Annotated in this window: 18 protein-coding genes; 11 read left to right on the forward strand and 7 right to left on the reverse strand. The window is 48.5% G+C overall.

Annotated features, from left to right (window positions below; translation table 11 throughout):
* The 4 genes from AM231_RS05090 to AM231_RS05105 all read left to right on the forward strand — a co-directional run bounded on the left by AM231_RS05090 (position 1) and on the right by AM231_RS05105 (position 4,726).
* Positions 1-1,389 carry a glycosyltransferase family 2 protein gene (locus AM231_RS05090; RefSeq protein ID WP_207383528.1) on the forward strand — a complete coding sequence of 463 codons (1,389 nt, stop codon included), beginning with the start codon at positions 1-3 and terminating at the stop codon, positions 1,387-1,389.
* A gap of 65 nt (positions 1,390-1,454) precedes the next feature.
* Entirely contained in the window at positions 1,455-2,261 is an 807-nt protein-coding gene (locus AM231_RS05095) for a response regulator transcription factor (RefSeq protein ID WP_054401568.1), read from the forward strand.
* Positions 2,262-2,435: 174 nt separating this feature from the next.
* Complete coding sequence (locus tag AM231_RS05100) at positions 2,436-3,797, forward strand: nucleotide sugar dehydrogenase (RefSeq protein WP_054401569.1); 1,362 nt, start codon at positions 2,436-2,438, stop codon at positions 3,795-3,797.
* On the forward strand, positions 3,797-4,726 hold the full coding sequence (locus tag AM231_RS05105) for a hypothetical protein (RefSeq protein ID WP_054401570.1): 930 nt from the start codon (positions 3,797-3,799) through the stop codon (positions 4,724-4,726). The genes AM231_RS05100 and AM231_RS05105 overlap by 1 nt, the downstream gene beginning before the upstream one ends.
* A 127-nt stretch (positions 4,727-4,853) precedes the next feature.
* Here AM231_RS05105 and AM231_RS05110 read toward each other — a convergent pair whose 3' ends face one another.
* Together AM231_RS05110 and AM231_RS05115 are read right to left on the reverse strand one after the other, a co-directional pair.
* On the reverse strand, positions 4,854-7,001 hold the full coding sequence (locus AM231_RS05110) for a YhgE/Pip domain-containing protein (protein ID WP_054401571.1): 2,148 nt from the start codon (positions 6,999-7,001) through the stop codon (positions 4,854-4,856).
* Positions 7,002-7,030: 29 nt separating this feature from the next.
* The gene (locus AM231_RS05115; protein ID WP_054401572.1) at positions 7,031-7,414 is read right to left on the reverse strand and encodes a YhjD family protein; all 384 of its coding nucleotides are present in this window, start codon (positions 7,412-7,414) and stop codon (positions 7,031-7,033) included.
* A 183-nt stretch (positions 7,415-7,597) separates the two neighbouring features.
* On the opposite strand from AM231_RS05115, the gene AM231_RS05120 reads away from it, so the two are divergent.
* On the forward strand, positions 7,598-8,107 hold the full coding sequence (locus tag AM231_RS05120; protein ID WP_053488910.1) for a Crp/Fnr family transcriptional regulator: 510 nt from the start codon (positions 7,598-7,600) through the stop codon (positions 8,105-8,107).
* A gap of 165 nt (positions 8,108-8,272) precedes the next feature.
* Here AM231_RS05120 and hmpA read toward each other — a convergent pair whose 3' ends face one another.
* Positions 8,273-9,478: an NO-inducible flavohemoprotein gene (hmpA, locus tag AM231_RS05125; RefSeq protein ID WP_054401573.1), complete on the reverse strand. Its 1,206-nt coding sequence runs from the start codon at positions 9,476-9,478 to the stop codon at positions 8,273-8,275.
* 434 nt (positions 9,479-9,912) lie between these two features.
* Between hmpA and AM231_RS05130 the strand changes: the two genes are divergently transcribed.
* A complete protein-coding gene (locus AM231_RS05130) occupies positions 9,913-10,605 on the forward strand; it encodes a YitT family protein (protein WP_054401574.1) in 693 nt (230 codons plus the stop codon).
* A gap of 58 nt (positions 10,606-10,663) precedes the next feature.
* Here the strand turns inward: AM231_RS05130 and AM231_RS05135 are convergent, their stop codons facing one another.
* The 3 genes from AM231_RS05135 to AM231_RS05145 form a co-directional block, all read right to left on the reverse strand.
* Positions 10,664-10,846, reverse strand: a complete 183-nt coding sequence (locus AM231_RS05135; RefSeq protein WP_054401575.1) for a DUF2188 domain-containing protein — start codon at positions 10,844-10,846, stop codon at positions 10,664-10,666.
* Between the two features lie 135 nt (positions 10,847-10,981).
* Complete coding sequence (gene msrA / locus AM231_RS05140; RefSeq protein ID WP_054401576.1) at positions 10,982-11,947, reverse strand: peptide-methionine (S)-S-oxide reductase MsrA; 966 nt, start codon at positions 11,945-11,947, stop codon at positions 10,982-10,984.
* Positions 11,948-12,037: 90 nt separating this feature from the next.
* A complete protein-coding gene (locus tag AM231_RS05145) occupies positions 12,038-12,649 on the reverse strand; it encodes a TVP38/TMEM64 family protein (RefSeq protein WP_054401577.1) in 612 nt (203 codons plus the stop codon).
* Positions 12,650-13,158: 509 nt separating this feature from the next.
* Between AM231_RS05145 and AM231_RS05150 the strand changes: the two genes are divergently transcribed.
* Together AM231_RS05150 and AM231_RS05155 are read left to right on the forward strand one after the other, a co-directional pair.
* Positions 13,159-13,860 (forward strand): TerC family protein, encoded by a 702-nt coding sequence (locus tag AM231_RS05150; RefSeq protein ID WP_054403538.1) that lies wholly within the window; start codon positions 13,159-13,161, stop codon positions 13,858-13,860.
* A gap of 95 nt (positions 13,861-13,955) precedes the next feature.
* Positions 13,956-14,270 (forward strand): hypothetical protein, encoded by a 315-nt coding sequence (locus AM231_RS05155; RefSeq protein WP_053488905.1) that lies wholly within the window; start codon positions 13,956-13,958, stop codon positions 14,268-14,270.
* Between the two features lie 98 nt (positions 14,271-14,368).
* On the opposite strand, the gene AM231_RS05160 is transcribed toward AM231_RS05155, so the two are convergent.
* Complete coding sequence (locus AM231_RS05160; RefSeq protein WP_054401578.1) at positions 14,369-15,187, reverse strand: AraC family transcriptional regulator; 819 nt, start codon at positions 15,185-15,187, stop codon at positions 14,369-14,371.
* Positions 15,188-15,327: 140 nt separating this feature from the next.
* On the opposite strand from AM231_RS05160, the gene AM231_RS05165 reads away from it, so the two are divergent.
* From AM231_RS05165 to AM231_RS05175, 3 genes are all read left to right on the forward strand, one after another.
* Positions 15,328-16,431, forward strand: a complete 1,104-nt coding sequence (locus AM231_RS05165; RefSeq protein ID WP_054401579.1) for a Gfo/Idh/MocA family protein — start codon at positions 15,328-15,330, stop codon at positions 16,429-16,431.
* 166 nt (positions 16,432-16,597) lie between these two features.
* Positions 16,598-17,683, forward strand: coding sequence for a Gfo/Idh/MocA family protein (locus tag AM231_RS05170; RefSeq protein WP_053488902.1), 1,086 nt, complete (start codon positions 16,598-16,600; stop codon positions 17,681-17,683).
* A gap of 42 nt (positions 17,684-17,725) precedes the next feature.
* Entirely contained in the window at positions 17,726-18,694 is a 969-nt protein-coding gene (locus AM231_RS05175; protein WP_053488901.1) for a sugar phosphate isomerase/epimerase family protein, read from the forward strand.
* Positions 18,695-18,739 lie beyond the last annotated feature (45 nt).

The following is an 18,739-nucleotide window of genomic DNA, read 5'->3' on the forward strand; positions in this document are numbered from 1 at the left end:
ATGGTGACGATATATTACGTCATGATCGTTAGTGTGCTCTATTTTGTAATTATGTTGTTTTCTTTCAGAAATATTAAGGACATTTTCAGACGAGCGAAATACTCCACATACAATACGCTCTCAGGATCGGAGCTTGTACCATCCGTATCCTTGCTGGTTCCCGCTTTTAATGAAGAGCTGACCATCGCGGAGAATGTCCGCTGTCTGATGACGCTGAATTATCCAACATACGAGGTCATCGTTATCAATGACGGCTCCTCGGATGAAACGCTGAAGGTACTGATTGAGGAGTATGGGTTAACGCTGCTGCCGAATCCTCAGATACGCGGCAAAATCAGCACCAACAAGGTTCGCGGGATTTATTATAACCCTCAATATCCGCAGCTCTATGTCATTGATAAGGAGAACGGCGGTAAGGCGGATTCTTTGAATGCGGGCATTAACCTATCCCGATATCCGCTGATCTCCTCTATCGATGCGGATTCCTTGCTGGAGAAGGATGCGCTGATCCGTATGGCCCGGATGTATATGGAGAATCCAGAGGAAACCGTGGCGATCGGCGGAGATGTGCGGATTGCTAACGGCTGCGTAATTGAAAACGGAGAGGTGAAGGATGTATCCTTGCCGCGGCGCATGTGGCCCATGTTCCAATCCATTGAGTATATGAAAGCCTTCTTGGGAGGGCGAATTGGTTGGAGTCATTTAAACGGTCTTATTATCGTCTCGGGTGCCTTCGGCTTGTTCCGGAAAGATTATGTCATTGCGGTAGGCGGTTATCGGGGAGGTTACCCGGGCGAAGATATGAACATCATTATCAAGCTGCACCGCTACATGCTGGAGAACAAAATCAAATACCGTGTTGCCTTCTGCCCGGAAGCGGTGTGCTGGACGCAAGCGCCAGACAGCTACAACATCCTGTCCAATCAGCGAAAACGCTGGGGACGGGGGAACTTGAAGAACATGATTGAGAACCGCGATATGGTATTCAATCCGAAATACAAAATTATGGGCCTGTTAACGATGCCCTACAACGTTATATTTGAAGCGCTAAACCCTTACTTCAGAATCACGGGCCTTCTGGCTCTGCTTGGATATGTATTGCTGGATATGACAAATTGGAAAGTGCTGGTCGTGTTTGGGCTCGTTAACTTTTTGAGCGGGTACATGCTCAGCGTGGGAGCTCTTATCCTTGAGGAGATCGCCTTCCGGAGGTACACCAAATTGTCCGATCAGGTGAAGATGCTTCTCTTCTCCGCACTCAAGTTTGTGGGTTATCACCAGCTGGGTGTGCTGTGGAGAGTACAGGGGCATATTCAATATCTGCAAAACAACAATTCATGGGGCACTATGACCCGGCAGAGCTGGAAAGATAAGAAAGAGGCTGCTTGATAATCGTGGCCCGGTTCAAATCTGATGAAAGGTCAAAAAAATAAAGAGAGGTGGGACTTACAGTTATGTCTCAATCCGCTACATTGCAACGCGTACAGGCCGTTGATTTTTACGGCCGACTGGAAGAGGAAGTGAGAGAACATTCCCAGGGAACGGCACTACTGTTCCTGTACTGTGCAGGTGATTCATCCGGATCGGAGGCCGAGCTGTCGGAGGTTCAGAGCTTCGTGGACCAGCTGTCCGGCGACAACGGTAAGGTTCTGCAAGACGCCAATTACGGCGTCATGGCGATTACGCTGCCTGGTTATTCGCTGGATGCGGCCCATTATCAGGCGCTGCTGCTGAAGCAGCATCTCCAGGGCCGTTTGGGGGAAGCAGATCCTCGCATTACGCTGGCAGCACTTACCGAAACGCCGTCCATGCAGACGATGAAGCAGATGGCAGAATCGACCAGGCTCAGCACTTCTTCGGATATTCATATATTCACGCAAGAGGAAGCAGACCGGGAACACAATCGCATTCTAATTGTGGATCAAGATGCCACGGTGAGGGAGTTCTTACAGATTCGCCTGGCTATGCAGGGCTATGAAACGCTTGAAGCGCTAGATGGTCTTGAAGCACTGGAACTCATTGCAAAATGGGAGCCGGATCTTGTGCTGACAGAGCTGAATCTGCATGGCATTGACGGCTTGCCTTTCATCCATCATATCCAGCAGCTGGATGTGAAGGAATCTCCTAAAATCGTAGTGCTGACCGAGAAACGCGTCGAACAGACGATCAGCCAGTGCTTTCAAAACGGAGTGGATGATTATGTAACCAAGCCGTTCTCGCCAGTGGAACTGGATGCCCGTATCCGCCGCTGCCTTCATTAAAATGCGTCAGGAATATTTTAAGATGAGGATAGATAAATGGATACGTGATTAGTTGAGCTGAAATAGGTTCTTTAATCACAAGGAGAGCGTTCAACAAAACACTGGTCTGTCTTTTGGCCAATGAGCAAAAGAAATAGACAAATAGACTATACATCTGATGGAGGTTGAATACTTGTGAATGAGGAATATGAAACTTTATTGAGTGCCATTGAGAGTAAGAAAGCAGTTCTGGGTGTCGTAGGACTGGGCTATGTAGGTCTGCCATTGGCTGTCGAAATGGTGAAACAGGGATTTACGGTAATTGGTATTGATCTAGATCCGGATAAAATCGATCGTATCTATCGCGGCGAATCTTATATCACGGACATCTCATCCGAAGAGCTTGCGGCATGCATGGAGACCGGTCGTTTCAAACCGACGACGGATTACAGCATGATTGCCGTCATCGACGCTGTCAGCATCTGCGTGCCGACGCCGCTCAGCGAGAACCAGGACCCGGATACTTCCTATATCACAATGGTAGTTGATCAGCTCAAACACTTTATGAAGCCTAATCTGCTAATTACGCTGGAGAGCACCACCTACCCGGGAACTACGGAAGAATTGATTCAGCATCAGATTGAGAAGCTTGGCTATAAGGTAGGTCAAGATTTCTATCTATGCTTCTCACCGGAACGGGTCGATCCGTCCAACAGTCGTTTCAATACACGCAACACGCCGAAGGTCATTGGCGGAACGACGAGTGCTTGCCTGAAGCTGGGTGAAGCGTTGTACAAGCAGTATGTGGAGAAGGTTGTACCTGTCAGCAACCCGAAGGTTGCGGAAATGTCCAAGCTGTTGGAGAATACGTTTCGCAGCGTGAATATTGCCTTTGTCAACGAGATGGCCATGATGTGCGATCGCATGGGCATCGACATATGGGAAGTAATCAATGCGGCAGCAACCAAGCCTTTCGGCTTCATGCCGTTCTATCCGGGCCCAGGTATCGGCGGTCACTGCATCCCGCTGGATCCGATGTACTTGTCCTGGAAGGCCAAAGGCTTCCGCTTCTATAGTAAATTCATTGAGTTGGCACAATCCACCAATGACAACATGCCTTACTACGTTATCAGCAAAACGGCTACGATTCTGAATGAATATGCCAAGTCGATCAAGCGTTCCAACATCCTGCTGTTAGGAATGGCGTACAAGCCCGACATCAGCGATTTGCGGGAATCGCCAGGCCTTGAAGTGTACGAGCAATTCAAGGAGAATGGCGCCAATGTAGAATATTACGATCCGTACGCACACCGTTTTGAGGATAAGCAAGGCAATACAATTTACAGTGTGGAGTACGATCTCGCGAAGTTCAGTCGTTATGACTGCATCGTGCTGATTACGAACCACAGCAATCTGGACTATCATTCGATCGCTTCCACCGGTGTACCGATTCTCGATACAAGGAATGCATTTAAAGCCTATGCAGAGCCTCATATTTATAAGATTGGCCATTCCGTGCAGCATGTGTCCGAGCCGGGCGAAGCTGTCTTAATCTAATGAAATGGACGAGAAGAGTGGGGCATCTGAATGCAAAAGCGAAGTGGATCACCCTGATCGCGGGCACTTGTCTTTTGCTGGTCCTCCTCCTTCTTCTTCTTCCGTCACATCAGGTGAATCAGAATAAGGCAACCTGGCTGTGGGATGCAAGCTTGATCCAAAGTGAAACGGAGGATATTGTTTCCTTTAGCGTCAGTGAAGGAATAACAACGATCTTCCTCCAAATTCAAAATGAGGTTCAAGATGAGGAGTACCGGCATTTCGTGGCTGCGGCACATCAGCAGGGCATCAGTGTCCATGCCTTGGACGGCCGGCCGGAATGGGCTTACGAGGACGGCAGACGAAAAGGCATGGAATTGCTTAGCTGGCTTGAAGAGTACAATCAAGCCTCTGATCCCGAGGAGAAATTCGAGGGCGTGCAATTCGACGTTGAGCCGTACATCCTCCGGCGTTGGGAAGACGAACAGGAACAGGTGGTAGCAGAATGGAGCGCGAACGTGGAAGTGTGGATGCAGGAAGCTAAGCGCCAAGGGCTCCCGTTTAGTGCCGCTGTTCCCTTCTGGCTGGATTCGATACCAGGACCAAATCGCACAGATTCCGAATCATTCAGCAATTGGATGATCCGGAATACGGACGCGATTGCGGTTATGGCCTATCGGGACAGTGGTAAGCAGATGTACGAATTGTCCAAGGAAGAACTGGAACAAGCGGATGCGCTCGGCAAGTCCGTTTGGATCGGTATGGAGCTCGGTGACACGGATGAAGGTGAGCATCTGACCTTCTATGCCAAGAGCGAGCAGGAGATGGAGGATGAGGCCCTTCGCGCGGCTAAACTTGGCAGCAGCCATAATTCCTTTGCGGGTTTGGCTGTCCACCATTACCAGGCCTGGGTACAAAAGAGGACCGCAATGACCAAGGATGAACCTTGATTCCTGTGTCATTCAGTTAGATCAAGCCTCAAGCGTGCGATCATTTGATATCATTCACTTATATTCAATTCAACGTACCTCCAATGGTCTCAAACGAGACTTTTGGAGGTTTTTTTCGATCGCTGAATTAATGAATGAGCTTTGATGCTTTTGCTTTGCTGACAAGCCTGCTGCTGGCCTGGTTGATCGGCTTCTTGAGTAAGATCCCGACCACAAGTGCCATCACCGCGAAGATCAGCATGAACAAGATATCCAGGTAGACGATATCCCACAAGATGCCGCCGACAGCTTCCCTCATCATGCTGATGGCATAAGTGAATGGCAGATAGGGGTGTAGGGCCTGGAAGAAAGGAGGTGTCATCTGAATGGGGAAGGTTCCTCCAGCGCCGGCGAGCTGCAGGACGAGCAGCACGATTGCCATGGCTTTTCCGACATTGCCGAATACCGATACCAACGTATAGACAATCAGCATGAAGATCGAGCCGTTAAGCAGCGCGAACAGAATAAACCAGCCTGGATTCACTACATAGGCTTGTAACAAATAAAGATCGCCCAGGGTAACAAATAATGCCTGGAACAGGGCAATCGTCAGAAAGGTTAGGAAACGTCCAAAGTATACCTCGATGCTCCGGAACCCCTTCTCTTCCTCATGCACCTCGACAGAGAGCAGGGATACGAGCAGCAGGGCGCCAACCCATAGGGATAAGGTCGTGAAGAAAGGAGACATCGCAGAGCCGTAATTCGGGATGGGATAAAGCCGGTTTTCCTGAAGTGTGACAGGTTCGGCAAAAAACTGGCTTTCGAGCTCGAAGTTATTTTTGAGCAAATCGATTACCTCTTGAATATCCCCTTCCGCCTCCATCTCACGCATCCGATTAGCCAATGTTGTGATTCGAAGCTCGGCCTCCGGCAGTCGACTATGGGCAAGCTGAATTTCTTTGCCGCCCAGGTTGAGACCCTTCCGTGCATCTTCCAGCAATCGCTGGATGTTGGGAACGCTGGCAAGTGCCTGATTCAATTCATTCTGGACACGCTTGGCCATGTCGGATCCCTTGGCGAAGGCGTTGCTGATTGCTGGACCGATTTCGCTGTCATAACGGTTTAACAGTGTACCAGTCAAGCTCGTTATGTCATCACTCAGCTTCTTCAGCTTATCGATCGATTCCGCGGGCGCTTCTTTCCCTTCTTCAACGGCTTGCGTGATGGTCTGGAGCACGGATTGGGCTGTTGTCCATCGCTTGGCAATCTCCTCGAGCCTGGCAGCCCCTGATGCCGCTGCCGGGGATAGCGACCCCAGCCGCTTGAACAAACGGGCCAGCCGGTCTGCGGCTTGAGCTGCTATCTTTGCCCGCTCCTGGGCAGCGTTCAGGCGATCTGCCAGCTCCTTCGGATCGATATCGGTCTTCCCTAAAGCGTCAAGTACCTGCGAGAATGCTCCGGTGGCGGCATCCAACACCTCCAAATCCTGACGCAGTGCGGGTTCCAGTGATTTGGAGGCACTGGCAGCTTCCTTGGTGAACTCCAGCAGGGCTCCAGCGATCTCCTTGCCGTCCGTCGCAATACTCTCCAAGCGAGGCAGGGCGGTATTGGCTTGTTTGACCAGCTGGTTAGCCAGTTTAATATCCTCTTCGGCCACGCTGACTGCTTCGTTGAGCTCAGGAAAGCTCTTCTCCAGCCGGAACAGAAGGTTTCTGATTTTCTGGATGGCAGGGAGCTGGTTCTCAATCTCAATCCCGAGTGTATTGAAAATTTCGAAGATCGTGCCGTTGGCTGTCTTGATGAAATTTTTGCTGATTTCCTCCACGATACCGGATGCACCCTGTGCAGTTACCTTCGGAGAAATCGCGTTGATTTTCTCATTGGTATAATAGAGGATCTGAGCCTTGACCGGCTCATTGGTCAGAACGGTTCCTATCCGGGCGGAGAAGTCCTCCGGGATGACGATGGCGGCATAATCATCGCCGTGTCGTACGCCCTGAATCGCATTCTCGCTATCCGTCGTGAATCGCCATCCGAGCTTCTCGTTATGCTGCAGCGATTGGACGATCTCTTTACCGAGATTAATTGGTTGATCGCGCAGAGTAGTACCTTTATCAAGGTTGGCAACGGCAATGGATATACCTGAGGTCTGTCCGTAAGGATCCCAGGATGCTTCAATGTTAAACCAGGCATATAGGGAAGGAAGAACGGCCAGTCCGGAGATGATGACAACCGCAGCCCAGTTACGGATAAGTCTATGGATATCGGCAGCATATATGTGAAAGATATTTTTCATGGATACTCCTGTCTTGTGCGTTGTTGGAGCTAGTATGCCGCCAAATCCGTACCAAGATACGAAATAATCCGATCCTTTAACTCTTCCTTCATGGGAGGCCAGCTGCAAAGCAGTGAACGCTGATAGCCTCTGCATAGATATAACACCTGAATTTCTCCCTCGGGGGTCCAGCTCTTGCTCTCAATCCGAATGCCGCGCTGCCTGATCTGATGCTTAACGGTCCAGTAGGGATCAGACATTCTCTTGATAATGTGCTGCAGATTTAAGATATAGAGGTTCGTCATGGTTAACTCAAGAGTTTTGAAAATTTGGATGTCCCGTTCAAGAACCGTCTGAAGCATGCGATGCAGCAGGTAGTCTTTGATGAGTGCTTCGTCTTCCTGGGTAGGCGGAGGGGGGATGGAGGGTTTCATTAACTGTGACACCTCTTCAGTATAAATTTCAATCCATATTTAAAAGGAACGTATGTTCTTGTCTTTGTTCATAGTATGTCACTATAAAGATGCGTGCAACCCTTAATTTTTGGCATAGGATTGGATTCATGCCGCTGTATCGTTTAAACTCCAGATAAGGGTATTTACAGGAGGCGACAAGTTATGATTCTTCATAAAGGAGAAATATTGTTCCGACAGGGGGATAGTGGAGATCATTTGTTTCATATTCGGAGCGGGCTGTTCAAGGTGACACGTCTTCATCCGAATGGCAATATGGTGCTTTTCAACATTTTATATCCCGGTGAGATGGTGCCGCACCATTCACTGATTAGTCCGAAGGAAACCCATGGAACAGCGACTGCGCTCATTCAAAGCGAGGTGGAGGTCATCTCTGCCAAGACATGGTACCGCGAGCTTGAAGAAGATCCGAAGAAGCCGCTTGAAGTCGCAAGATTGCTGCAGGAAAAGGTAAGGTTTATGCAGATGAGGCTGGATCATTTGACGGTGGGTGGACCTGCGGAGCGTTTGGAACTGCTGATTCGCTGGCTGGATGAATATTCTCAGGGAATCCATCTGACTGAGTATTTAACACAGGAAGAGATTGGCCAGCTCATTGGCGTAAGGCGAGAAACCGTAAACCGGCTGCTGCGGGGAATCGATAAGGTCATTTAATGATATCAGCATAAACAACTGACGCTTCCCATATACTTACAATGGCTGCAAACTTACAAAGCATTAGTTGCTCAGCGATGAAAAAAATCATGTATCGAAACCAAAAAGGGATGTCCGTCTTCTGCAAGACAGGCATCCCTTGATCGGTTTGTAATGTATGATGATTTAGCTATCCAGTGTACCCGCTGGGCCGAAGAACTCGTAATGTACGCGGTCGGAAGGTACCTCGATGGATTTCAGTTGTTGATTAACGGCACGCATGAACGGAACCGGACCACAGAAGTAAAAATCAGATTTCGGATCAACGGTTTGCTGAAGGAACTCAAGATCGATGTAGCCCGTTTTATGGCATTGATCTCCTTCTTCCGGAATTTCATAAATGACGTAGGAATTTAACTGTGGATGCTTGGAGGCAAGCTCAACGATATCATGCTTCATTGCATGCTGGCTGCCGCATCTGGCTGCATGAATAAACGTGACTTTCCGGTTAGGCTGATGGATCAGAACGCTTTCCAGCATGGACACCATCGGAGTTAAGCCAACACCGCCGCTGATCAGCACGAGCGGCTGTTCGCTGTCCATATCTAAAGTAAAGGAGCCAGCTGGAGCAGTGACCTCAAGGGCGGTGCCGACTTCGGCATGATTGTGCAGCCAAGTGGATACGACGCCCGCAGGTTTCCCGTCCACTGCGTCCTCACGTTTTACGGTAATTCTGTAATAAGGATGTCCGGGTGCAGCGGAGAGGCTGTAGTGACGGTTGTGATAAAATTCTTCGGCCTCAGGTTTTACCCGGAGCGTAATGTATTGGCCAGGCTGATAAGAGGCAATCTCGCCGCCGTCCTGTGGAACCAGGTAGAAAGAAGTGATGACAGAGCTTTCTTCTACCTTCCGGTCGATAACGAAATTTCGATACCCTCTCCAGCCGCCGGGTTCATTTGCAGCTTGTTCATACATTTCTGCTTCAACACCAATGAACGCATCGGCTATGACGCCATATGCTTCTGCCCAAGCGTTGATAATTTCGGGAGTTGCAGCATCGCCAAGCACTTCCTTCATTGCGGCCAGCAGTGTTTCACCGACGATCGGATAGTGCTCGGGCAGTATATTCAATGCCCGGTGCTTTTGACCAATTTGCTTGACAACCGGGATGATGGCTTCAAGCTGGTCAATATGGACAGCTGCGGCGTAGACAGCATTGGCGAGAGCGAAGGGCTGTTTTCCTTCTCGTTGATTCGCATGGTTGAAGATGTTAAGAAGCTCTGGATGATTATGAAACAATTTTTTGTAAAATGCACTCGTAATCGCTGTTCCGTGAATTTCCAGGACAGGTACTGTGGATTTAATAATTTGTATCGTTTCTTGGCTTAACATGCGAAAATCCCCCTTGATTTTTGAATCGAAATTTGGTGCTGTTTTAAGTATAGACAGTAAAGAAATGGACTATTGTGATTCAAATCACAGAGGATTTAGCGAATGTGTGAACAGCCCCTTTAACGGCCTATTTCCTAACCGGCTGTTTAGCTTGTATGCCAACTGTGTTATAATATAGAGAAGCACAGAATTTAAAGAGAAAGGATCAGGATACCATGTGTCCCCGAAGGACGAATTCCCCAAGGACGATTTGGAAACGTTATGATCTCTCATACACATAGCTTCCTTCGTAGAGCAAAGTCGGACGTCTAAAGACTAGGACGGTCTCTGCGAAAGGATGGGAACTATGGTTCGAAGGATAAGCTCCTCCAGGTTGCCCCTATGTAGAGATTGGCCTAAGTCTGACCAATCTACTACGACAAGAGGGATCCTGTATGAGGAAAAGACAAAACACAATTATTACCATGTCAGCCATGTTGTTCGGAACGTTTTTAATGGCATTTACGTATTATCATATTAATTTTTACAATCATTTAAGCGAAGGCGGCTTTGTCGGCCTGGCCTTGCTGGGGAAATATGCATTCGATATTCCGCCAGCCTTAAGCATGATCCTCATGGATATCCCCGTGTTGCTGATCGCTTTGTTCATCAAGGGTCGGAAATTTATTCTTAACACAGTTGTTGCAGCGAGTATGTTTACCCTGTTCTATGCATTGATCGAGCGCTATTCGACGATTGTGATAGATCTGGGCGACCACTTGCTTACAGCCGCGATTGTGTCTGGTATTCTGACGGGCTTAGGTGCCGGCATCGTACTCCGATTCGGCGGGGCAACAGGCGGTGACGACGTGATTTCCGTTCTATTCAGCGAGTGGAGCGGGCTTAAAGTAGGGACGGTGTTTTTCCTGATGGATGCCATCGTACTGCTGTTATCGTTATTCTACATGCCACTAATGGAAACCTTATATACTATTTTAGCCGTATCGATCGCCGGGCAAGTGATCACGATCACAGTTACGTACGGTGTGGAGAAAACAGAGAAGAAACCGCTTCGGAAAACGGTCCGTGCATCAAGCACACCGGTTACTCCGAAAGCTGCCCAACATACAGTTAGCGGCCGTTCATAATACGGTCCCATTAAGAGAAGCTCGCCCGCATGCAGGGCGGGCTTCTTCCGTTTATTTCTTAATTCTCGTCTTTGGGATGATTCTCATCCCATTCCTCTGCCTTGGCGGTAGCGATCGCAATGGCACGTCCTTCATCATAATCCTCTTCCAGCAAGGCATTAGCGATTTCTACCGCTTTATTCCTTACCCGCGGCTCCAGGTTTTTCATGGATGGTGGATAATCATGTTTGCTCCATGGCATGTTAACGATCCCTCCATTCAGTCGTAATAAGGTATGTAATCTATATTACCCCGTGCAGTAAATTTGAATAGGCCGTTTATTATGGTAAAAAAAGTGCACCGCCATCTCGAGGCAGTGCACTGTAAGTCGTTCATTTTATTCGAAAAGTTGTAAATATTCTCCGTAGCCTTCTTGTTGCATCTCGTCCTTTGGCACGAACCGCAATGCCGCTGAGTTGATGCAGTAGCGAAGCCCGTTTGGTCCCGGGCCGTCTTCGAACACATGTCCTAAGTGGGAGTTGCTCTGTTTGCTTCTTACCTCGGTGCGAACCATCATATGGGTAAGATCCATTTTTTCCTTGATGTTATATTCACGAATCGGACGGGTAAAGCTCGGCCATCCACACCCGGCATCATATTTATCTGTCGAACTGAAAAGCGGCTCGCCGGATACGATGTCTACATAGATGCCTTCTCCCTGATGGTCCCAAAACTCATTGTGAAACGGTGGCTCGGTCGCATTATTCTGTGTGACCTCGAACTGGATCGGAGTCAGTCTTTGTTTGAGTTCAAGTGTATCCACGGGGGCAGTCCAATGCCGCTCAATGAAATCCTCGCGTCCCGATCCATTGCGGTAGCGCTTATAATGGCCCGGATTTTTCTTGTGGTAATCCTGATGGTATTCTTCGGCCGGATAGAATGTGCTGGCGGGAATAATCGGCGTGACGATCGGGCCGTCAAACCTTCCGCTTGCCGCTACTTCCTGTTTCGATTGCTCCGCAAGCTCGCGCTGCTCTTCCGTATGGTAAAAAATCGCGGTACGATAAGAGTCGCCGCGGTCATGGAATTGTCCGCCAGCATCCGTAGGATCGATTTGCTGCCAGAAGAGCTCCAGCAGTTTCTCGTAAGGGAACACCTCCGGATTATAGGTAATTTGCACGGCCTCGTAATGACCGGTCGTATCGGAGCATACTTCTTCATATGTCGGGTTTTCCTTATGCCCGCCAGTGTAACCGGAGACGACTTTGAGGATGCCCGGAAGCTCATCAAAAGGAGAGACCATACACCAGAAGCAGCCTCCCGCGAAGGTAGCCAATTCACTTGGGTTTGAACGATTATTCATCTGTTATCCCTCCATCGTTATGACATTATAAATGTAAGTCTTACTATTATTATAATCATATTAATGAAAGAAACCCAAATTCCTTCGTCCTTAGATTAGTTTTCCTTTAATTCTTCGGAAGATAGCGACACCTATAACCGTTACCAGCATGAGTCCGGCAGCGATCAGGGAGAACATGATGGGATGATCGGCAAATCCGCTGCCAAGCCAAGCATACAGTAGAATGGCAGGTGTTTTACCGATGCCGGTTGCGATGGCGTATGTCCAGAAAGGAATGGCAGCGACGCCTGCATAAATATTGACCGCCATTTGAGGGACAACGGGCAGCAGGCGAGCGAGCAATATTGCTTGAAAGGGACGACGTTCAACCGCATTCGTGAAGGAGCGCAGAACGGAATATTTATCAATCAAACGCCTCCCGGCTTCTAGATACAAGGTACGGACGATGATGTAGAGTATGATGGCAGCTGCGGTCGTTCCAAACCAGGAAATGGCAGCCGCCCAAACCGTGCCGTATGCATATCCAAGAATCGCAATGACGACCTTGTAGGGGGCAACAGGAAATAAGGCCAGCAGAGTTGCTAATAGAACCATGAGTATAAATGGGGGATTCTCCCCCAGCCAGTCCATGATTTCATGCCGATATGTAAAAGCAAGCACCAGAAGGGATGCGTAAAATACGGGTATGATCCATTTTTTCATGCAGGGTATCCTCACTTTGTCTCGTTCACCTGAATAGCCATATGATATCAGAAATTGTCTGTGCTGTGCGCGTTTTGGAGGTGTCATGCTTCGATTTTGTATGCGAAAAAATGGATATACAAGCGATTTTTCATATGCTATAATATGTCCAACCGAATAGTTCCCAAAGGGGAGTAGCTTCATAAGAAAACCTTCTATCGTGGTTTTTTCAAGGATAAGACCGCGATTCAAAGGTAGGTTTTCTTGCGATATAGAATTTCATGGGCTCTGCTGGTGTATTCTATACCGTAAGTAAAGTCGTCATTACGGGATTCACCATCCCCGGCTTTATTGGCAACGATGATGTTGTTTAGCGAGACCTTTGCCTGATTGTTTATTAATGAGGTAGAGGTCTCTTTTTGCGCCCAAAAAACGCTGTAGACCTTATAAAATAAGGCAACAGCGTTTTTTTTGGATGGAGAACATCGGTAGGTGGAAACCTAATAAAAATGCAGAAAGGGTGGAGAGGTATGGATTTATTGTCGATGGAATTTTGGACGGCGCTGCTGTCGATCGTTCTCATTGACCTCGTGCTGGCTGGCGACAACGCCATTGTTATCGGCCTTGCCGCCCGTAACGTCCAGAAAGAGGATCAGAAGAAGGTCATCCTGTGGGGGACCGTTGGTGCCATTGTCATCCGTATCGTGGCGACGCTCCTTGTTGTTCAGCTGTTGATGATTCCGGGCCTGCGCTTGATCGGCGGTCTTGCACTGCTGTGGATTGCCTACAAGCTGCTTGTTGATGAGAAACAACATGAAATTTCAGCTGGTAACCAAATGTGGGCGGCCATCCGAACGATTATTATCGCGGACGCAATGATGGGACTGGATAATGTTCTGGCTGTAGCTGGTGCGGCTGGAGAAAGCTTTATGCTGGTTATTATCGGTCTTGCGATTTCTGTTCCGATTATGGTGTGGGGCAGTACCATTATTCTGAAGCTGACGGATCGTTTTCCGATTATTATCACCTTCGGTGCTGCAGTGCTTGCATGGACGTCATCAAAGATGATAGTGGAAGAGCCATTGATTCACAGCTGGTTCTCAAATGGCGTTCTCAAATACGGATTTGAAATTCTCGTTATTGTCATCATTATCGGTCTTGGAACCTGGATGAAAAAGAAGCATGAGCAAAAAGCAAAGAGCAATGCCGTTCAAGTGAAAATGGTTGACTAGATTTCGGACTTTGTCTGAGTCGTAATACACGGTATAATGTCTTCATGAACGAAAAAGAGCTGAAGAAGCCCTGTTCGTAAGAGGAGGCGTACTACATGGAATCCGCGGATAAATCCGTAGAAGAACGGATTGTGGAATCGTACCGGCAGGATGAGGATATGATGATCCTCGTGTTTGCCCAGTGGTGTGTGAATCACGGACTAGATCCAGCAGAGCTGTACCGCAAAGCATATCCAAATCAGCCAGACAATGAGCGGCTGTCGCGAGTGCTGGAATTAACGGTGCCCAAAGAAGAAGCTGGTGAAATACCGGATCAGACCCTGCTAGGAGTCCTGTCGTTATTCGGAAATGAAGACTTGGCGATTATTGTAGCCGAGGCAGCGGCCAGCTTAGGTCCAATTAAGAAGTAGATGTGCACTTATGAGAAATCTTGCATGTAATTCATGAGCAAAGCGGGCCGACCAAGGAAATCCTTAGTCGGCCCGCTTTTTTAATAGAGGAAATGTGATTAATTAGATGTTCGGCTGTCCATTCGGTACTGCTTAGGTGAAACGCCGAATCGGGAGCGAAACACACGGTGAAAATACGTATAGTTGGCAAACCCCGAGGTTTCAGCGACATCTTCAAGGGATAGAGGGCTGAATACGATTCGTTCCTTGGCCATGCTCAGACGCACTTCCATGGCGTATTGCATTATAGTGGTGCCGAATGCTTCTTTGAACAGATGAACGGCACGGGAGACGCTAATGCCGACATGAGCGGCAACATCCTCAAGCTTGAACATGGAGGAAGCATTCTCTTCAATATAATTCTTCATCCGGTAAGCGAGATACGTTTTGGGAGTCGTGGACGGCTGTTCTGATAACAGGCGGTCGACTTCCAGACAGAGAATCCGCACCGTATAATCCGAAATCTCCGGATAAGGATCTGATACACGACGCTGCTCCAGCAGAATCTTCCGAAACAGGCTCAGGTAGCGTTCTTCAAGCGGTACACGGATCTTGGTTGGCCGCTTCTTGGAGTTCCACCAGGCATCAGCCCATGGCCCCTTGAAAAAAATATGATAATCTCCGCTTTCGATGGTCAATTCACCAGAAGCGTTGTATTCGTCATCAATTCGCAGTTCATATGGCTGTCCAGGCGTAAAGATCAGCAGGTCCCCTGCTTCAACTAGCGATAGTTGATCATCAATTTTGGCACGGCATTTGCCATCGGTCTGCCAGCGCATCAAGTAGGTGTCAAAACCGTCCGCCAGGGACATTTTGAAGGGTTTGCGATGAAACGAGAAATCAGCTGCGACGACTTGGTTGGAAAGATTTGAATCCATTGCTTGAGTCCCCTTTGAAGAATAAGAAAATAATGACCAGATTGTTCATGTTTTAATCATATTCTTCATTTTAAACGAAAGCATAAAAGAATACCATTGTACTAGTCCTAGCACATCTAAACACTCAAGGAGTGACAGCGATGCAAAAAATGAAAGCAGGTATAATTGGCTGCGGAACGATCAGCGGCGTATACTTCACGAACTTGAAGAACAGCCCTTGGGTTGAAGTCGTGGCATGTGCTGACATTGTATTGGACAATGCGAAGAATAAGGCCGAGGAATTCAACATCCCGAAAGCGTATACCGTGGAGGAGATGCTTGCACAGTCGGAGATTGAATTGATCATTAATTTAACGATTCCGGCCAGCCATGCTAATGTCGATATTGCTTCTCTGGAAGCAGGAAAGCATGTGTATAGTGAAAAACCGCTGGCTATCACCCTTGATGAAGCCCACCGCATTCTGAATGTTGCGGATCAAAAAGGTCTCCGCGTCGGCTGCGCACCTGATACATTCTTGGGATCAGGTATCCAAACGGCTAAAGCAGCCATCAATTCCGGGCAAATCGGCAGACCTGTTGCCGCTACTGCATTTATGATGGGGTCCGGGCCTGAGGCCTGGCATCCGAATCCGGAATTTTTTTATGCCTCGGGCGGTGGAGGCCCGATGATGGATATGGGACCTTATTATGTATCCGCTCTGGTTGAACTCCTTGGTCCTGCCAAACGGGTCAGTGCATCAGCAGGCATTCAGATCCCAGATCGGGTAGTTGCCTCCGGACCTCTCCAAGGGAAGCCGATTACAGTTCAGACGCCAACGCATTTAGCAGGAACGATCGATTTTGAGAATGGGGCGATTGCGTCCATGATTACTAGCTTTGATATCTTTGGCGGATCACATCTGCCTTGGATCGAAATCTATGGTACGCATGGAACTTTAAGCTTGGGTGACCCAAACTACTTTAACGGGGAAGTGAAACTCCGGAAACACGGCTCTGATGAATGGGTATTGCTTGAGCCCGCGTTTGAATGCGGGAAGAACGAACGGGGTCTGGGGATTGAGGATATGATTCAAGCGATTCATGAGCAAAAGGATCATCGCGTGAGTGCACGCCTGGCGTACCACGTGCTGGAGATTATGCATTCTTTCCAGCAATCATCGCTTGAAGGGAGACACATCGTTCTGCAAAGCACGTACCGCTATGGCAAACTTCCGGCCTTTGCAGCTGTGGAATCGACGAATTAAGGTACCAGTAAGTTGCTGGCTGGTTATGGACATCATGCAGCAGAATGCTTTCAGGCAACCCGGCCGGAGTTGAATCCGGCCCGAATAACTGCTTGAAAGCGTTGCAAACAGTATAAGTGTGTTCTCTTGTCCAGAGGACAACAAGCAGACGGGAGAGAGAATGGCCATGTCAAAAACATTAAAAATCGGAATTATCGGTTGTGGGGGAATCGCCAACGGCAAGCATATGCCGAGCTTGAAGAAGCAGGCGCAAGCCGAATTGGTAGCTTTTTGCGACATTGTTGAAGAACGTGCGCAGAAAGCAGCTGCTGAATACGGTATAGAAGGTGCAAAAGTTTATACAGATTTCAGAGATTTGCTGCAGGACGGCAGCATCGATGTCATCCATGTATGTACACCGAACGATTCGCACTCTGAAATTACCGTAGCATCCTTGGAAGCGGGTAAGCATGTCATGTGCGAGAAGCCTATGGCAAAAACCGTTGCCGAAGCAAAAGCGATGCTGGACGCAGCTAAGCGTACAGGAAAGAAACTCACGATCGGTTACAATAACCGTTTCCGCGATGATAGCATGTATCTGAAAGGCATCTGTGAGGAAGGCGAACTGGGCGATATCTACTACGGTAAAGCGCTGGCTATTCGTCGCCGTGCTGTCCCGACCTGGGGCGTATTCCTGGATGAAGAGAAGCAAGGCGGAGGTCCGCTGATCGATATCGGTACTCATGCCCTGGATTTGACCTTGTGGCTGATGGACAACTACAAGCCGAAGAGCGTGGTTGGCTCGACGTTCCACAAACTTGGACAACGCGAGAATGCGGCCAATGCATTCGGCCCGTGGGATCCGAAGGAATTCAAGGTGGAGGATTCAGCATTCGGGTTCATCACGATGGAGAACGGGGCGACGATCATTCTGGAATCCAGCTGGGCCCTTAATGTCGTTGAGACTGGCGAAGCCAAAGCCGTACTGGCGGGCACCGAAGGTGGTGCTGACATGAAGGACGGGCTGCGTATTAACGGTGAGAAAATGAGCAGATTATATGAAACCAAGGTAGATCTGAATGCCGGCGGGGTTGCATTCTATTCCGGTTCCAAAGAAAATGATACGGACCGTGAAGCAAGAATGTGGCTTGAAGCGATTGTGGAGGATAAAGATCCAGTTGTTAAGCCTGAGCAGGCGTTTGTTGTAACGCAAATCTTGGAAGCGATCTATGAATCGGCGAAGACAGGAAAAGCGGTTTATTTCGATAACTAATCTTGTAATATACTAAACTAAGACAAACCAGGAGGTTACACAATGAAATTAGGCGTATTTATGGTATTGCTGAGCGGTCGTAAATTGGAGGATGCTTTGGACTATGTAGCATCCAAGGGTCTGAAGGCAGTTGAGATTGGAACAGGCGGTTATCCAGGAAATGCACACTGTAATCCGGCAGAGCTGCTTGAAAATGAAATGGCATTGAAAAACTTTAAAAATGCAGTGGAATCCCGTGGATTGATGATTAGCGCATTGAGCTGCCACGGCAATCCGCTTCATCCGCAAAAAGCGATCGCAAAAGAGTTTCATGACATATACGTACAAACGGTACAGCTGGCCGAGAAACTTGAAGTCCCAGTTGTTAATACCTTCTCCGGCTGCCCGGGCGATCATGAGAATGCCAAATACCCGAACTGGCCGGTAGCGCCTTGGCCTAATGATTATCAAGAAATCCTGACTTGGCAGTGGGACAACAAGATTATTCCTTATTGGACGGAATGGGGCAAATATGCCGCAGATCACAATGTCAAAATCGGTCTTGAACTGCACGGAGGCTTCTCTGTTCATACGCCAGGCACACTGCTTCGTTTACGTGAGGCTGCAGGCGAAGTGATCGGTGCCAATCTGGATCCAAGCCACTTGTGGTGGCAAGGGATTGATCCGGTTCAGGCGATTCATATTCTGGGTCGTGAAGGGGCCATTCACCACTTCCACGCGAAGGATACAACGATTGATCCGGTTAATGTGAACAAGCATGGCGTTACGGATATGCAGTCTTATACCAACATGCTGGATCGCGCATGGCAGTTCCGCAGCGTAGGTTACGGGCATGATGTGAAAGAATGGGCGGATATCATGAGTGCCCTTCGTCTGGTTGGATATGATTATGTCGTCAGCATCGAACATGAAGATGGATTGATGTCGATTGAAGAAGGCTTCTCCAAAGCGGTGCAAAACCTTCAGCAAGTGCTGATCGAAGAGCCGCTCGGAGAAATGTGGTGGGTCTAAACAGCTTAGAATTTAGCCGAATAAGCAATTTAGGGGGAACAGCAA

The organism is Paenibacillus solani (assembly GCF_001277345.1).
In the GTDB taxonomy this organism is placed as follows: Bacteria; Bacillota; Bacilli; order Paenibacillales; family Paenibacillaceae; genus Paenibacillus_AQ; species Paenibacillus_AQ solani.

Bases quoted from the DNA above. Each gene is read 5' to 3' on its own strand.
- AM231_RS05090 (WP_207383528.1), top strand. From the start codon at position 1: ATGGTGACGATATATTACGTCATGATCGTTAGTGTGCTCTATTTTGTA.
- AM231_RS05095 (WP_054401568.1), top strand. From the start codon at position 1,455: ATGTCTCAATCCGCTACATTGCAACGCGTACAGGCCGTTGATTTTTAC.
- AM231_RS05105 (WP_054401570.1), top strand. From the start codon at position 3,797: ATGAAATGGACGAGAAGAGTGGGGCATCTGAATGCAAAAGCGAAGTGG.
- AM231_RS05110 (WP_054401571.1), bottom strand. From the start codon at position 7,001: ATGAAAAATATCTTTCACATATATGCTGCCGATATCCATAGACTTATC.
- AM231_RS05115 (WP_054401572.1), bottom strand. From the start codon at position 7,414: ATGAAACCCTCCATCCCCCCTCCGCCTACCCAGGAAGACGAAGCACTC.
- AM231_RS05120 (WP_053488910.1), top strand. From the start codon at position 7,598: ATGATTCTTCATAAAGGAGAAATATTGTTCCGACAGGGGGATAGTGGA.
- hmpA (WP_054401573.1), bottom strand. From the start codon at position 9,478: ATGTTAAGCCAAGAAACGATACAAATTATTAAATCCACAGTACCTGTC.
- AM231_RS05130 (WP_054401574.1), top strand. From the start codon at position 9,913: ATGAGGAAAAGACAAAACACAATTATTACCATGTCAGCCATGTTGTTC.
- AM231_RS05135 (WP_054401575.1), bottom strand. From the start codon at position 10,846: ATGCCATGGAGCAAACATGATTATCCACCATCCATGAAAAACCTGGAG.
- msrA (WP_054401576.1), bottom strand. From the start codon at position 11,947: ATGAATAATCGTTCAAACCCAAGTGAATTGGCTACCTTCGCGGGAGGC.
- AM231_RS05145 (WP_054401577.1), bottom strand. From the start codon at position 12,649: ATGAAAAAATGGATCATACCCGTATTTTACGCATCCCTTCTGGTGCTT.
- AM231_RS05150 (WP_054403538.1), top strand. From the start codon at position 13,159: ATGGATTTATTGTCGATGGAATTTTGGACGGCGCTGCTGTCGATCGTT.
- AM231_RS05155 (WP_053488905.1), top strand. From the start codon at position 13,956: ATGGAATCCGCGGATAAATCCGTAGAAGAACGGATTGTGGAATCGTAC.
- AM231_RS05160 (WP_054401578.1), bottom strand. From the start codon at position 15,187: ATGGATTCAAATCTTTCCAACCAAGTCGTCGCAGCTGATTTCTCGTTT.
- AM231_RS05165 (WP_054401579.1), top strand. From the start codon at position 15,328: ATGCAAAAAATGAAAGCAGGTATAATTGGCTGCGGAACGATCAGCGGC.
- AM231_RS05170 (WP_053488902.1), top strand. From the start codon at position 16,598: ATGTCAAAAACATTAAAAATCGGAATTATCGGTTGTGGGGGAATCGCC.
- AM231_RS05175 (WP_053488901.1), top strand. From the start codon at position 17,726: ATGAAATTAGGCGTATTTATGGTATTGCTGAGCGGTCGTAAATTGGAG.